Source organism: Calditrichia bacterium, from assembly GCA_020634975.1.
In the GTDB taxonomy this organism is placed as follows: domain Bacteria; phylum Calditrichota; class Calditrichia; order RBG-13-44-9; family J075; genus JACKAQ01.
The window spans coordinates 22,083-36,253 of sequence record JACKAQ010000007.1 but is presented as its reverse complement, the minus strand read 5'-3'; the positions used below and the strand labels follow the sequence as shown (position 1 = coordinate 36,253).

Genomic DNA, 14,171 nt, shown 5'->3' with positions numbered 1-14,171 from the left:
GGCTTAATTTGATGCTTCAAAAATGTCGTTTTTCACCAAAAAACGCCCGTTAAACTGCATTGGGATACCGGATCGATCCCAATATTGACGAACACGCGCATCGGTTGCAGGGATAGTTGCCTGAATGTGCAAATGCGGCTCGCTGACATCACCACTACAACCTACTGCGGCAATTTGCTGTCCTGAAAAGATCGTATCACCCAATCTAACGGAAATGCTTCCCTGCTTTAGTTGCGCCAGCATAATTTCGAGCGAATCATTTTGAATGATGATACGGTTACCATAAGCTTCATTTTCATCCATTTTTGGTCCCGCGGAAAGGGAATCGACATATTGATCAACAACTGCAGTTACGATACCATCGATCGGGCTAAAAACGGATTTTCCGAATACATAATATTCATCCGGCGATTCCGGAAAAAAACCAACGGAGCGTTTGCCAAATTCGCCGATTGCAATGATATCTAATGCATATTTTTGCGGAACCGGTGGAAGTGCATGATGTGTTGTGTTAATCAATGGCGAATCACCGCCTTCTAGAATGTAATATTGGCCGTTTTTTAACGGGAAAGCGAGAGAAACCGATGTACCGGAATGAAAATTTCCTGAAACAGCCCAGATGGCAAAAACAGCGAATAAAAAAGAAATAGCGCTAATAAAGAATCTCCCGAATCGTAATCGATTTTTTGCAACAATACCCGGCTCCGGATGGTTCTTTTTCCGAATACTTATAACTTGAGAAATGGTAGCTGTCAACCAAAAAATCGGGAGCAAATATCGCCAGTAATATCCATAAATTGCCCAATCAGCAGTTTCGTAAACAAAAATGGTATAAACGCCGCTTAACAGCGACATCAAAATGGCATCAACAATTTTTGTGTATTTTCCACGGGATTGCCAAAAATACAATCCGGCGGGAACTAAAAGATCTTTGGCAAGCAACAAAAACAGTCGGTACATCAATCATCCAATCCGTTATTTTGGGTAATTGTCCTGCGCTGCACAACACAACAGTATTCAATAAATCGATTATTGGCTTCGAAGCATAATATTTCAAAAGAAAATATCCAACAAAAAATAAAATGCAGCTGCTGGCAACATACGATGCATTTTCACATTGAAAGATTAACCGGTTATTAACTGATTAATAGGGAGTTAGCAACAAAAAACGCCGAACACAAAACAGGGTTTTAAATTTTCGCAGTGACAGATGTCACAACAACAAGAAAATATTTTTTATTTTTTTTGTGTGAAACTATTGCACACGTTTAATTTTTTTGGTATCTTCACCCCGAGCGATGGACAGGAATTGATTAATACTTCTGCTTCTTTATTTTACTGGCTGAAACTGCTGCTTCTTCAATTACTGCGTCTTCAAGGGAGTGAATTCATAACAAATTTTTTGTACTCATCCGAAATGGTAGATTCATTGGAGGCGACCTATGCGTAATAGAGATATGAGAAAAGTTGTACTTATTTTGTATGTCTTAACATTGCTTTTGTTAGGCATCATTTATGTTCAGGGTTCTTTACTCGCAGATCCCGGAGCAATTGCAACGCTGCAAAACGCCGCCCAAAGCGCAAACAGCGCCGGCGGGTATTATGCGAACCCGTTAGTTGATATCCAAATCAGCGGTGATTCCCTTTGGGCTGTTGTTGGCGTCGTAACCGCTTTTTTCGGATTTGTGTGGCGAATTGTTCGTACGCGCCCTTACGAAGCATAATTCATAGTTTGTAATCACTTTTGCAACACAGGGATTCTCCCAATCCTGAAAATACCTGAGAATCAGGTATTCCTCTTTACAGCAGATTCTTTTCACAAAAAATATGTTTTTCTTCTTTTCTGGTAATAATTCCATTACCAGTAATTGTTTTTGAACACGGAAACAATTATTATTGGTTTTGTAAATTTGAAACAGAAACAGGGAAAACGTAGTGACATTTTTGCGTGTTGATCAATTACCCAATTACCGCTGTCGATATATTTTGCTCGGTATTGCTGTTTCAACACTTTTGTTGTATTGGTTAATTCCCCTGCCAACTCCTTTATTTCCAAATGATTACAGCACCGTTATTTTAGGTGATCCGTCAACCGATAGCACACGACAATTCCCGATTTTGCGTGTCTTTCTCAATCAAGATGAGCAGTGGTGCCTCCCTCCAAATCCTGATCTGAAAATTCCGGATAAGCTAAAAACGACCGTCCTTTTTTTTGAGGATCAGTATTTTTATTATCACCCGGGAGTAAATCCCGGAGCGGTGGTGCGCGCGTTTTGGCAAAATGTCAATTCAGAAAAACGCGTCAGTGGTGCCAGCACAATTACGATGCAGGTTGCCCGATTATTTAATCCAAAATCACGCAATTATGCACACAAAATGCTGGAAATCCTTCAAGCGTTGAAAATGGAAATACGCTATTCGAAGGAAGAAATTCTGCAACTGTATTTGAATCACGCGCCATACGGCGGAAATATTATTGGCTACCAGGCTGCATCTTTGCGTTATTTTGGCAAATTACCCGATGCACTAACCTGGGGCGAAGCCGCGACTATCGCCGTTTTGCCCAATGCGCCAGGACTTATTTCTCCGGATGCGGCACCGGATAAACTACGGGAAAAACGCAACAAACTGTTGCGCAGGATGAAGGATGCCGGAATTATTTCCGACGAAGCGCTAGCGCTGTCCATTCTCGAGCCTACGCCGGAATCCTCTCACCCGTTTCCATGGCAGGCACCACACTTAAGTCAATGGTTGAAAACACGTTACGGAGAAAATGGCGGATTGCTAAAAACCACCATTGTTCCCCAAAATCCAATCGGAAACTGAGCGATTGTTGGCGGAGCATATTTCATTCATAAATCCGCAGGGCATTCGCAACGGCGTTGCGTTGGTTGTGGAAACACAAACAGGAAACGTTCGTGCTTACGTCGGTTCTCAGGATTTTTTTGATGCAGGGTCGCAAGGACAGGTTGACGGCATTCGCGCAGCGCGTTCATCCGGTTCAATTCTGAAACCGTTTTTATACGCACTCGCGATGGACGACGGGCTCATTCTCCCGCAAACGGTGCTGCACGATGTGCCAACATTTTACGGCGCATTTTCTCCGCAAAACGCCAGCCAACAATACGATGGCATTGTTCCCGCACGCCAGGCGCTGATTCGCTCGCTCAATGTACCGGCAGTGCGATTGCTCAATAGCTACGGACTTTATCCGTTTTATCGATTTCTGCAACAGGCAGGGGTTGGGACATTATTTCGCAATGCGGATGATTACGGTTTGCCGTTAATCATCGGCGGCGCAGAAGTGACGCCGTGGGATGCGGCGACGCTATTTCGCGGTTTGGGAAACGGCGGCAATTTCTCACCACTGACCGTTTTGCAGAAAAATGGCGCAGAATCTCAACAGCGGGTATCAGCGACAATCAGTCCCGGCGCCAGCTTTTTGACGCTGGAAATTTTGCGAGATTTGAAACGTCCGGGTGCAGAATTTTATTGGGAATTATTCCAAAATCAGTTTCCGTTGGCGTGGAAAACCGGCACCAGCTACGGACAGCGCGATGCCTGGGCGGTGGGGGTCAGTCCCGAATGGACGATAGCGGTTTGGGTCGGCAATTTTTCCGGTGAAGGAAATGCCAATCTTGCCGGTTCGAAAAGTGCCGGACCGCTGCTGTTCGACATTTTCAATTCGCTCCCCAAAAATCCGAAATTAACCTGGTTTGCAGCACAGGACATCGATTTGCAAGATGTTGAAATTTGTCGCGAAACCGGATTTCTCGCCTCCCAAAACTGCCCGAATCCCATTTTCGCATCGGCACCGCGTCACGCTAAACCATTGAAAATTTGCAGCTTCCATCGAAAAATATTTATTTCTGATAAAACCGGATACGAAGTTTGCTCACGCTGTTGGAAAACTACCGAATATCAAGCCCGACAAATGCTGATTTTTCCACCGGATGTGGTTCAATATGTTCGCGGGAGGGGGCAAATGGTTGGCAATTCGCCGGTTCACAATCCCGATTGCAATGCAATTGCCGGAAATTCACCAATCGAAATTTTGTATCCACAGGAAAACGCCCGACTTTGGGTTCCCCGCGATTTTGGCAGCGTTCTGCAAAAAGTGACTGCCCGGGCTGCGCATCGTGACAACCGCCATAAAATTTTTTGGTATTTGAATGACCGCTTCCTCGGCACCACCGAAAATCGCCACGAAAAACCGTTGGAATGCCGTCAAGGGTGGAATGAACTGGAAATTATCGATGAAACCGGATTCAGTGATTTACGGAAATTTTTTGTCACAATTCGGCAGTAGTCGGAACAGGATTTCAAAATTACCGTTGACTAATTTGGGTTTTATGACGATCTTTTTAGCGAACGAAACAAAATGCAAAACGGAAATCGATGAATTTTTATCGCACTAAAACACTGAAAATCCTGATGTTAACTTATTTTTTAACATGGGTAATTGCTTTCAGCTCGATGGCGTTTTGCTGCTGTTTATTGACCAATCATAAAGCATGTAACCACGAAAACAACGTTGCAGCCGCCGAAAGCTGCCATAAAATGCCTGAAGAGCAGATGAATTCCGGCAAAGAATGTTGCGATTCAGCCAAAAAAACAACCGGACAACAAGAATCCACATTGGATAGCAACCCAAATTTGTTAAAAAACTGCACCACGAAATGTCAGGTGCGTTTGTTGTCAGCCCAATTAATGAAGGTTGAACAAACCGGTAACTCTCAAAATGTATCGTTGTCGATTGTTAAATTTTTGCCCATAGATGCAACCGCGGCAAATTTTGTCCCCAAAAAACTGACACACAGTTTTGCAATCCCCATAAATTCCCACGCTCCTCCCCTATTTACCCAACATTGTGCATTTTTGATTTAGCATCTCCTCTCTCCAATTTTCATTCTATAAAATTGCATTAATCTAATGCTGTGGCTGTTTTTTTTATTGAAAACAGAACCGCATGTGAACTTTTTTTTCTGACGGAGTGGTTATGCGAATGATCATTTTGGGCTGCATTTTAGCGGCAACAATTGCCGGATTTGCACAGCCCGACGACCCAATTACAGCCGGAAAAGCAAGCTTATCCGAAGCCAGTAACCTCGCAGCGCTGATTAAGTTTGCGGAATCACAAAATCCCGGCCTACAATCGGATTGGGCAAAATGGCAAGCTGCAACGCAACAGGCGAACAGTTCCGGTAAGCTGCCAAATCCAACAATTACATACGGTTACATGGCGCAATCTCTCAGAGATTTCGGTGAAACGCGGGAGAACCGTTTCACAGTAAATCAGGGATTTCCCTGGTTTGGCACGCTGCGCCAGCAACGCAAAATTGCAGACGCAGAAGCCAATCGCGAATTGGCACGATACGAACGCACCAAACGCGATTTACATTTTCGCATCAAAGCATCGTATTTTGAATATGCACTGATTCGCCAAAAACTGGCGATAATCAGCAACAATATTCAATTGATGCAGGATGTGGAAGAGGTTGTCCTCGCCAAATTTCGAACCGGTGAAAATACTTACGCAACACTGTTGAAAATTCAGGTTGAATTGGAACGGCTGAACGACGAGCAAAAAAGCTACGAGCAATTATTGCCGGTAACACACGCCCGGCTGAATTATCTGCTTAATCGTCCGGCGGATGCCGTTTTGCCGGTCGATCCGCAAATTGAGCTGGACACAATCGCGATCGATTTCGAAACACTTACGGCTGCGCTATCCGAGAAAAATCCCGAGATGCAAATCGCGACTGCGACATCCGAACAAAGCCGCAGTGCGTTACAACTGGTTCAAAAAAGCAATTATCCGGCGTTTGGGCTGGGCATCCAATATCAGCAAATGGGAAATATGAACGGCGTAAATCTGCCCGATCCGGTGATGATCAGCGTTTCGATGAGCCTGCCGCTTTGGTTCGGCAAAAACAAAGCCGCCGTCGCTGCTGCCCAAACGCGAAAAAAAGCAGCGGATTTTTCGATCGAAAATGTCCGGAATTCTTTGCTTTCGGAATTGCAAGTCACATTATTTGGTTACAAAGATGCGTATCGAAAAATACGATTATATGAGAACAAACTGATTCCAAAAGCGCGGCAGGCGCTCGAAGTTTCCCAAACCGCATTTGAAACCGGGAAAATGGATTTTCTGGATTGGATTGACGCACAACGAACGCTGCTCCAGTTCGAACTGGAATTGGCGGACAGTCGCAATCGCTGTGCCCAAAAACGCGCAGAACTTGAAAAATTGACCGGATTTTGAATCGCTAATTTGAAAAGGAAATAAAATGAATCCGATAAAAAAATTATGGGTATCAGACCTCCGTTGGTTGGTTTTCGGTTTGCTGGTGCTAGCATTTGGCGCCGGTTATTGGCTGAACAGCTCGCCAGCGGATTCCCACGATCACTCAGCTGCATCGGGCGACGCTGCCACAGAATGGACGTGCTCGATGCATCCGCAAATTCGCCAACCCAATCCCGGGCAATGCCCGATTTGCGGGATGGATTTAATTCCCGTATCCAATGCAACTGTGGACGATGGTAATCCGCGATCGTTGAAACTGTCGCCGGTTTCGCAGCAATTGGCGAATATCCAAACGGTTCCGGTGGTGCACCGGTTTGTGGATCGCGAGGTGCGGATGTATGGCAAAATCGCTTACGACGAAACGCGTGTTCGCACAATTTCCGCATATTTGCCCGGAAGAATCGACCGGCTTTTTGTGAATTACGTCGGTATCAAAGTTGCCCGCAACGATCATTTGGTGGAGCTGTACAGCCCTGATTTAATTTCTGCGCAGCAGGAATTTCTCACCGTGATGCGCTCCAACCCGAACGAACGCACCCGGAAAGCCGCGCACGACAAGTTGGCGCTGCTCGGATTAACCGAAGCCCAGATTCTTCAATTAAAAAAATCCGCTGAGCCATCAGACCGGCTGACCATTTATTCCCCGATGAGCGGCATCGTCATCGATCGCCATGTTCGCGAAGGCGAATATATCCAGACTGGCAGCAAAATTTACACGATAGCCGATCTCTCGCAGGTGTGGCTGCAACTTTCCGCGTATGAATCCGATTTGCAATGGATTCGCTACGGACAAAATGTTGATTTCGAAACCGAAGCTTTTCCCGGAAAAATATTTGAGGGAACGATCGTTTTTATCGATCCGATGCTCAATCCGCGCACCCGCACGGTTCAGGTTCGCGTGAATGTGCAAAATGACGAAGGGTTGCTGAAACCCGACATGCTCGCCCGCGCTGTGGTCAAATCGACGCTAGCATCCGGCGGTTTGGTGATGGACAAAAATCTGGCCGGAAAATGGATTTCGCCGATGCATCCGGAGATCATCAAAAACAAACCCGGCACCTGCGACGTCTGCGGAATGAAGTTGGTGCGTGCCGAAGAGCTCGGGCTGGTCAGCACAACGGATACCAGCAAAGCACCGCTGGTAATTCCCGCTTCTGCGCCGCTGATCACCGGAAAACGGGCAGTTGTGTATCTCGCAGATCCAACCGAAATCGGTACATTTTACGGACGCGAAATTGAGCTTGGCCCGCGAGCCGGTGATTTTTTTGTTGTGAAATCCGGGTTGAACGCAGGCGACCAAGTTGTTGTAAATGGTGCATTTAAGCTCGATAGCGATTTGCAAATCAAAGCCCGCCCAAGCATGATGAGCATGACAAGCAAGGCTATGCCGGAAAGCCACGATCACAGCGAGATGGGACATTCAGCCGAAAAGATGACCGCACCGGATGCCTTCCAAAAACAATTGGGACATCTGGCTGATCCGTATTTTGAGATTCATACCGCGCTCAGCAAAGATGAGGCAAACAATGCCAAAACGGCGGCAACCGCGTTCGCTGAAAATCTTAAAACAGTAGACATGACGCTGCTCGGCAGCGAAAGCGCGCATGCAAAATGGATGGCACTTCACGAGCAGTTGAAACGCAGCGCAGGAAATTTAACCGAGGCAGCAGATATCGCCGCTGCGCGAACGGCGTTCGAGCCGCTTTCCGATGCGCTGACCGACGCGTTCCGGATTTTTGGGGTGCAAACTGATCAGCCGGTCATCCGCTTTTTTTGCCCGATGGCGTTCGACGACAAAGGTGCATTTTGGCTGCAAAATCGTGAAGGTGTTGAAAATCCCTATTTCGGTTCGGGAATGTATCGTTGCGGCGAGCAAACAGAAATTCTGAAATAACAACGGTTTACGAAAGAATATTGAACAATGCCCAATAAAATAAAACCTGAAAACATCATCGACCGGTTGATTTTGTTTTGTCTGCAAAACAAGCTGGTCGTGGTGTTGATTACGCTGATCATCATTGCGTGGGGCGTGCTGGTCGCGCCGTTCGATTGGCAAATTCCCGGCGTTCAGCGCAATCCTGTTCCGGTCGATGCCATTCCCGATCTCGGCGAAAACCAGCAAATTGTATTCACGGAATGGAGCGGGCATTCCCCGCAGGATATCGAAGATCAGATCACATATCCGATGACCACTGCGTTGCTCGGCATTCCCGGCGTGAAAACCGTGCGCAGTTTTTCGATGTTCGGATTTTCCAGCGTTTACGTCATTTTCAAAGAAGATGTCGATTTTTACTGGTCGCGCTCGCGGATTTTGGAAAAACTCAACAGCCTGCCGCCCAACTTGCTGCCGGAAGGTGTGCAACCGACGCTCGGACCCGATGCAACCGCGTTGGGACAGGTGTTTTGGTACACGCTGGAAGGTCGCGATCCGCAGGGAAATCCCACCGGCGGATGGGATTTGCACGAGCTGCGATCCGCACAGGATTGGTATGTGCGCTATTCCCTGCTCTCCGCCGAGGGCGTGAGCGAGGTTGCTTCGGTTGGCGGATTTGTACAGGAATATCAGGTCGATGTCGATCCGGACGCGATGCGGGCGTACGATGTTTCGCTGGCGGAAGTGTTCGCCGCTGTGAAAATGTCCAACCTCGATGTGGGCGCTCGAACCATCGAAATGAATCAGGTGGAATACGTGATTCGCGGTGTCGGCTTTGTCAAAAAAATAGAGGATATCGAAAATTCGGTGATCAAAACGCGCGATAATGTGCCAGTTTACATCCGCAATGTTGCTAACGTTGCGATGGGTCCGGCGCTGCGGCGCGGTGCGCTGGACAAAGGCGGTGCTGAAGCGGTTGGCGGTGTGGTGGTGGTTCGGTACGGCGATAACCCGCTGCAAGCCATCAAAAATGTAAAAGCCAAAATCGCCGAAATTGCGCCGGGTTTGCCGAAAAAAATTCTGCCGGACGGCACCGTCAGCCAATTGACCGTTGTGCCGTTTTACGATCGCACCGGACTGATTTACGAAACGCTGGACACGCTGAACAGTGCATTGGTGCAGCAAATTCTGGTCACTGCGATTGTGGTGATTTTGATGGTGATGCACCTGCGCAGCTCGCTGCTGATCGCCAGTTTGCTGCCGCTGGCTGTGCTGATGACCTTTATCGCGATGAAATACGCGGGCGTGGATGCCAACATTGTGGCGCTTTCCGGCATCGCGATCGCGATCGGAACGATGGTTGATATGGGTATTGTTATCACCGAAAATATTTTGAAACACCTCGACGCCGCCAAACCGGAAGAATCACGAATGGCGGTGATTTACCGGGCATCCAGCGAGGTCGGCAGTGCGGTTATTACGGCGGTTGCCACAACGGTGGTCAGTTTTCTGCCCGTTTTCACAATGGAAGCTGCGGAAGGCAAGCTGTTCAAACCGCTGGCATACACCAAAACGTTCGCGCTGATTGCCTCTGTTTTTGTGGCGCTGACGCTGATTCCACCCTTCGCACAACTGCTGTTCACCGGGAACATTCGCCGGAAAAACCTGAAAACCGCACTCAGCTATTTGACCGTTTTGGCCGGTCTGGCAATCGTTCTCTTGTTGAATATTTGGCTCGGTATTGCGTTGATTATATTTGGTTTATATCAAATTTTTCAATCGCGACTGCCGCTGTCGATCACCAAAAATTCGGAGCGATATGCCAATTACATCGCCATCGCTGCGGTTACGTTCATTCTCACAGATATCTGGATGCCGCTCGGTGTCGATCGTGCTTTTCTCGTCAATTTGTTGCTGATTTTGCTGATGGGCGCATCCGTTTTGCTGGTGATGGTTGCTGTTCAACGCAATTACGAACGACTGCTGAACACGGTGCTTGACCATCGCCGAAAATTTCTGTCGTTTATTTTCGGCATCATTTTCACCGGTGGATTGATTTGGCTCGGCTTCGATTTTTTCTTCGGCTGGCTGCCAAATGCAATCCGCTCATCGCGTCCGGTATCCGCTATTGCACACACATTTCCGGGATTGGGAAAGGAATTTATGCCCGCGCTGGACGAAGGTTCATACCTTTACATGCCCACGACAATGCCGCATGCATCCATCGGCGAGGCGTTGGATGTATTGCAAAAACAGGACATGGCGTTCACGGCCTTGCCGGAAATTGAATCGACCGTCGGGAAAATCGGGCGTGCGGAAACACCGCTCGATCCCGCACCGGTTTCGATGATTGAAACGGTGATCAACTATCACCCGCAATTTTTACTCGACGAAAACGGAAGGCTGCGAACGTTTCGTTTCGATGCGAATTCGCTGGATGTTTTCCGTTCTAAAAATGGTGAACCCGTGCCAGCACCGGACGGTGAGCCGTATGTTGTGCGCGGTGCATTTTTGCGGGATGCAAACGGCAACCTGATCCCGGAAAGCGGCGGACAGCCGTTCCGGATTTGGCGTCCGGCACTCGATCCGGCGCTGAACGAGGGGCGAAAGGCGTGGGCGGGCATCCAAAACCCGGATGATATTTGGGATGAAATTGTGGCATCCGGGCAAATTCCCGGCAGCACTTCCGCACCAAAATTACAGCCGATCGCCGCCCGGATTGTAATGCTGCAAAGCGGCATGCGCGCACCGATGGGCATCAAAATAAAAGGGCCGGATTTGCAGACCATTGAGGCGGTCGGGTTGCAAATGGAGCAGTTGCTCAAACAGTTGCCGACCATCGAACCGGCGACGGTTTTGGCGGATCGCATCATCGGCAAACCATATCTGGAAATCGAAATCGATCGCGAAGCTATTTCGCGATACGGCATCCGGCTGCAAACTGTTCAGGAAGTAATTATGGTTGCGGTGGGCGGCATGCCCATCACGATGACGGTTGAGGGACGCGAACGCTACCCGATCCGGGTGCGATACCTGCGCGAACTCCGCGGGAACATCGACGATCTCGAGCGAATTCTGGTGCCAGCGCCCGATGGTGCGCAAATTCCGTTGGCACAACTGGCGCAGATTCATTACATCCGGGGTCCCCAAATGATCAAAAGCGAGGATACGTTCCTGACCGGATACGTTGTTTTTGACAAAAAAGCGGGACTCGCCGAAGTGGATGTGGTTCAGCAAGCTCAACAATTTTTGCAGGAAAAAGCCGCTGCCGGTGAGTTGAAAATTCCTGCAGGCGTAAGTTACAGCTTTGCAGGCACTTACGAAAATCAGGTTCGCTCCGAAGCACGGCTGCGAATCATTTTACCGCTGGCGCTGGTAATTATTTTTCTGATTCTTTATTTCCAATTCCGTTCCGTTCCGGTCACTGCGCTGGTTTTTTCCGGCATTATTGTCGCATGGTCCGGCGGGTTCATTTTGCTATGGCTGTATGGACAAAGCTGGTTTCTGAATTTCTCGCTGTTCGGTGCAGATTTGCGGAACCTGTTTCAGATCGAGCCCATCAATTTAAGTGTGGCGGTGTGGGTGGGATTTCTGGCATTGTTCGGTATCGCATCGGATGACGGCGTTCTGATCGCCACGTATCTCACACAAACTTTCCGACGCGATAACCCGCAGAGTATCACAGACATTCGCGCCGCAACCGTAGAAGCGGGCAAAAAACGCGTTCGCCCGGCACTGATGACTTCCGCGACGACCATTCTGGCACTGTTGCCGGTACTCACCTCCACCGGACGCGGGTCAGACATTATGGTGCCAATGGCAATTCCCACATTTGGCGGAATGCTGATCGCGATAATCACCCTTTTTGTGGTGCCGGTGCTCTACTTTTCATTGGCTGAACGCGGTTGGCTGAAATTCGGGGATGATGAAGCATGATTCAAAAACAATCTCATGTTCAAAGTTCAGCTTTGAACGGTCAAAATCTCAAAATAAAAAAATTATCGTTCCAGGCTGGAGTCTGGTACGAGACAGTGACATTAAAAATTTACTTATCAAAAAATGGAGAAATTACCATGCGTAACTTACTGATTGTTTTAAGCTTAATCGTATTGCTCGCCGCATGTGGCGCAAATGACAAACCTGCTGCTGAATCGAATCAACCGAAAGCGGAGCAAATTGCAACAGCAGTTGACACCGGTTTAAACAGTATTTTGACGGCATATTTTGCATTGAAGGATGATCTGGTCGAAAGCAACAGCGCCAACGCCCAAAACGCAGCCAAAACGCTGACGGCAAAAATCGATGCGATGGCAGACGAAGCCACTGGAATGAATGAATCGATGGCAACGGCAAAAGAACTCGCCGGAAAAATTGCCGCAGAAAGCGATCTCGCCAAACAGCGCGAAATGTTTTTGCCGCTCTCCGAAGCGATGATCAGCGTGGCAAAATCAGCCGGATCTTCCGGAAATACGTTATATGTGCAACATTGTCCAATGGCGTTCGATAATACAGGCGGCGACTGGCTGAGCAATTCAAAACAGATTATGAATCCGTATTTTGGGGATAAAATGCTGCATTGCGGCAGCGTAACCGAAACGCTTGCAGGAAATTAATCGATCTTCGGCGTTGGTGTTTGGAAGCTTCTCACACCAACGCCGGAATTTTTAGCGAACACTCATTTCGTAAACAACCGGCGATTTGGAGGGATCGGTTGTACTGAAACGCAACTCGATTTTCCGGTTTGATGTGCCGGTTTCCGGCAACGGAATTTTGGCACGAAAAACCTGGCTTCGTCCGGTGGGAAGCGCGTTTTCGATGGAAAGCGGCTGCGGCGTCGCGCGGTTGCCGGATTGCAGCAATACTGAAATTTCCGTTCCGTACGGTTGTTCGTAAACCAGTTCAAAAATTGTCGCATTTTTTGGAATTGCGTTAGATAACCAACTTCCGCTGCCGCGAAAAACCGGAACGGTAGTTGCCGCGCCAATTTGCCATCTGCCGCTGCCGCCGCAATAATACAGGCTCATCCGCCCTTCCATATACACCAGTTGCGGACGCACCAAATTCCCTTTCTCCCAACGATCGGTGGGCTGCAAAATATCCTCCGGCTCGCCCCATTTGATGCCATCCGGCGATGTTGCCCGACAAATTTTGGTGCCCATCCCCTTTTCGCCGATGACGGCTTGCACAAAAAACATCTGCCAGGTTTCGCCATTGTAAATTACATCCGGTGCAATCACACCCGGCAATCGGCTGAAAACCGGCTGTTCACCGCTGTGTTGCCAATTAATGCCGTCGGAAGATGTCGCCAGTCCGATCGATGAAAACGGCCCCTGAAATCCGGTGTAATACAACCGATATTCGCCGGTTTCCGGCAGAAAAACAATGTCACCGTAAATTTGCCCGGAGGCATCCCAAAATCCAGGCTGGCTCGGCAACACCGGATTTTTTACATAATATTGCCAGTTTTTCCCATCGGTTGATGTCGCAACACCGGTTTCGTAACCGAGTTCGCTATCTTCGTCGTTGCCGGAATAAATCATCAACCAGCGATCCGGTTCGCGCAAAACGATCGGTGAAAGCTGGTGAAATGCGTCCCACGCGCCGCCGCTGCCGGAAATAATCTTATCCCGCTTTTTCCAGAACCAGCCTGTTTCATCCCGAACCGCATAACCGATGTGATATTGTTCATCGCTGCGGCTGCTGCCGGAGTAAAAGAGCATTAGCGAATCACCACTTTGCAGGATGAACGGATCGGAAACATCTTCCGAATCCCAGCCCATTCCGCCCGGCTGAAAAATTGGATTTTTGGGGAGTTTGCGAAAAGTGCCGGGAACATCGTGTTTCAGCAACATGGTTCCGGCAAAGGAGTGAACATCAATATTTTCAATACGTTCCGCTCGATGAAACGGCAGCGTTTGCGGTAGCGCAATCGTGCTCAGCAGAACAATCGTTAGCGTCGTCAACCATTTAGTGTTGATCAAAATTACGTTT

The 14,171-nt window shown here is 48.3% G+C and carries 10 protein-coding genes; 8 read left to right on the top strand and 2 right to left on the bottom strand.

The annotated features are described in order from the left end of the window. Positions 1-3: 3 nt before the first annotated feature. Positions 4-519, bottom strand: coding sequence for a M23 family metallopeptidase (locus H6629_23000; GenBank protein ID MCB9070654.1), 516 nt, complete (start codon positions 517-519; stop codon positions 4-6). A gap of 923 nt (positions 520-1,442) precedes the next feature. On the opposite strand from H6629_23000, the gene H6629_22995 reads away from it, so the two are divergent. The 8 genes from H6629_22995 (at position 1,443) to H6629_22960 (ending at position 12,793) form a co-directional block, all read left to right on the top strand. Further along, a complete protein-coding gene (locus H6629_22995) occupies positions 1,443-1,724 on the top strand; it encodes a hypothetical protein (protein ID MCB9070653.1) in 282 nt (93 codons plus the stop codon). Between the two features lie 394 nt (positions 1,725-2,118). Next, a complete protein-coding gene (locus H6629_22990) occupies positions 2,119-2,826 on the top strand; it encodes a transglycosylase domain-containing protein (GenBank protein ID MCB9070652.1) in 708 nt (235 codons plus the stop codon). Further along, entirely contained in the window at positions 2,798-4,309 is a 1,512-nt protein-coding gene (locus H6629_22985) for a hypothetical protein (GenBank protein ID MCB9070651.1), read from the top strand. Before H6629_22990 ends, H6629_22985 begins: the two co-directional genes overlap by 29 nt. A gap of 89 nt (positions 4,310-4,398) precedes the next feature. Further along, positions 4,399-4,887 carry a hypothetical protein gene (locus H6629_22980; protein ID MCB9070650.1) on the top strand — a complete coding sequence of 163 codons (489 nt, stop codon included), beginning with the start codon at positions 4,399-4,401 and terminating at the stop codon, positions 4,885-4,887. Positions 4,888-4,999: 112 nt separating this feature from the next. Then, entirely contained in the window at positions 5,000-6,265 is a 1,266-nt protein-coding gene (locus tag H6629_22975) for a TolC family protein (protein ID MCB9070649.1), read from the top strand. A 25-nt stretch (positions 6,266-6,290) separates the two neighbouring features. After that, positions 6,291-8,201 carry an efflux RND transporter periplasmic adaptor subunit gene (locus tag H6629_22970; protein MCB9070648.1) on the top strand — a complete coding sequence of 637 codons (1,911 nt, stop codon included), beginning with the start codon at positions 6,291-6,293 and terminating at the stop codon, positions 8,199-8,201. A gap of 27 nt (positions 8,202-8,228) precedes the next feature. Then, on the top strand, positions 8,229-12,116 hold the full coding sequence (locus H6629_22965) for an efflux RND transporter permease subunit (GenBank protein MCB9070647.1): 3,888 nt from the start codon (positions 8,229-8,231) through the stop codon (positions 12,114-12,116). 137 nt (positions 12,117-12,253) lie between these two features. Beyond that, on the top strand, positions 12,254-12,793 hold the full coding sequence (locus H6629_22960; protein ID MCB9070646.1) for a DUF3347 domain-containing protein: 540 nt from the start codon (positions 12,254-12,256) through the stop codon (positions 12,791-12,793). A 51-nt stretch (positions 12,794-12,844) separates the two neighbouring features. Here H6629_22960 and H6629_22955 read toward each other — a convergent pair whose 3' ends face one another. Further along, positions 12,845-14,161 (bottom strand): hypothetical protein, encoded by a 1,317-nt coding sequence (locus H6629_22955; protein MCB9070645.1) that lies wholly within the window; start codon positions 14,159-14,161, stop codon positions 12,845-12,847. Positions 14,162-14,171 lie beyond the last annotated feature (10 nt).

What these genes read in the sequence shown, in the direction of transcription:
- H6629_22995 (MCB9070653.1), top strand. Translation starts at nt 1,443, where the DNA reads ATGCGTAATAGAGATATGAGAAAAGTTGTACTTATTTTGTATGTCTTA.
- H6629_22980 (MCB9070650.1), top strand. Translation starts at nt 4,399, where the DNA reads ATGAATTTTTATCGCACTAAAACACTGAAAATCCTGATGTTAACTTAT.
- H6629_22975 (MCB9070649.1), top strand. Translation starts at nt 5,000, where the DNA reads ATGCGAATGATCATTTTGGGCTGCATTTTAGCGGCAACAATTGCCGGA.
- H6629_22970 (MCB9070648.1), top strand. Translation starts at nt 6,291, where the DNA reads ATGAATCCGATAAAAAAATTATGGGTATCAGACCTCCGTTGGTTGGTT.
- H6629_22965 (MCB9070647.1), top strand. Translation starts at nt 8,229, where the DNA reads ATGCCCAATAAAATAAAACCTGAAAACATCATCGACCGGTTGATTTTG.
- H6629_22960 (MCB9070646.1), top strand. Translation starts at nt 12,254, where the DNA reads ATGCGTAACTTACTGATTGTTTTAAGCTTAATCGTATTGCTCGCCGCA.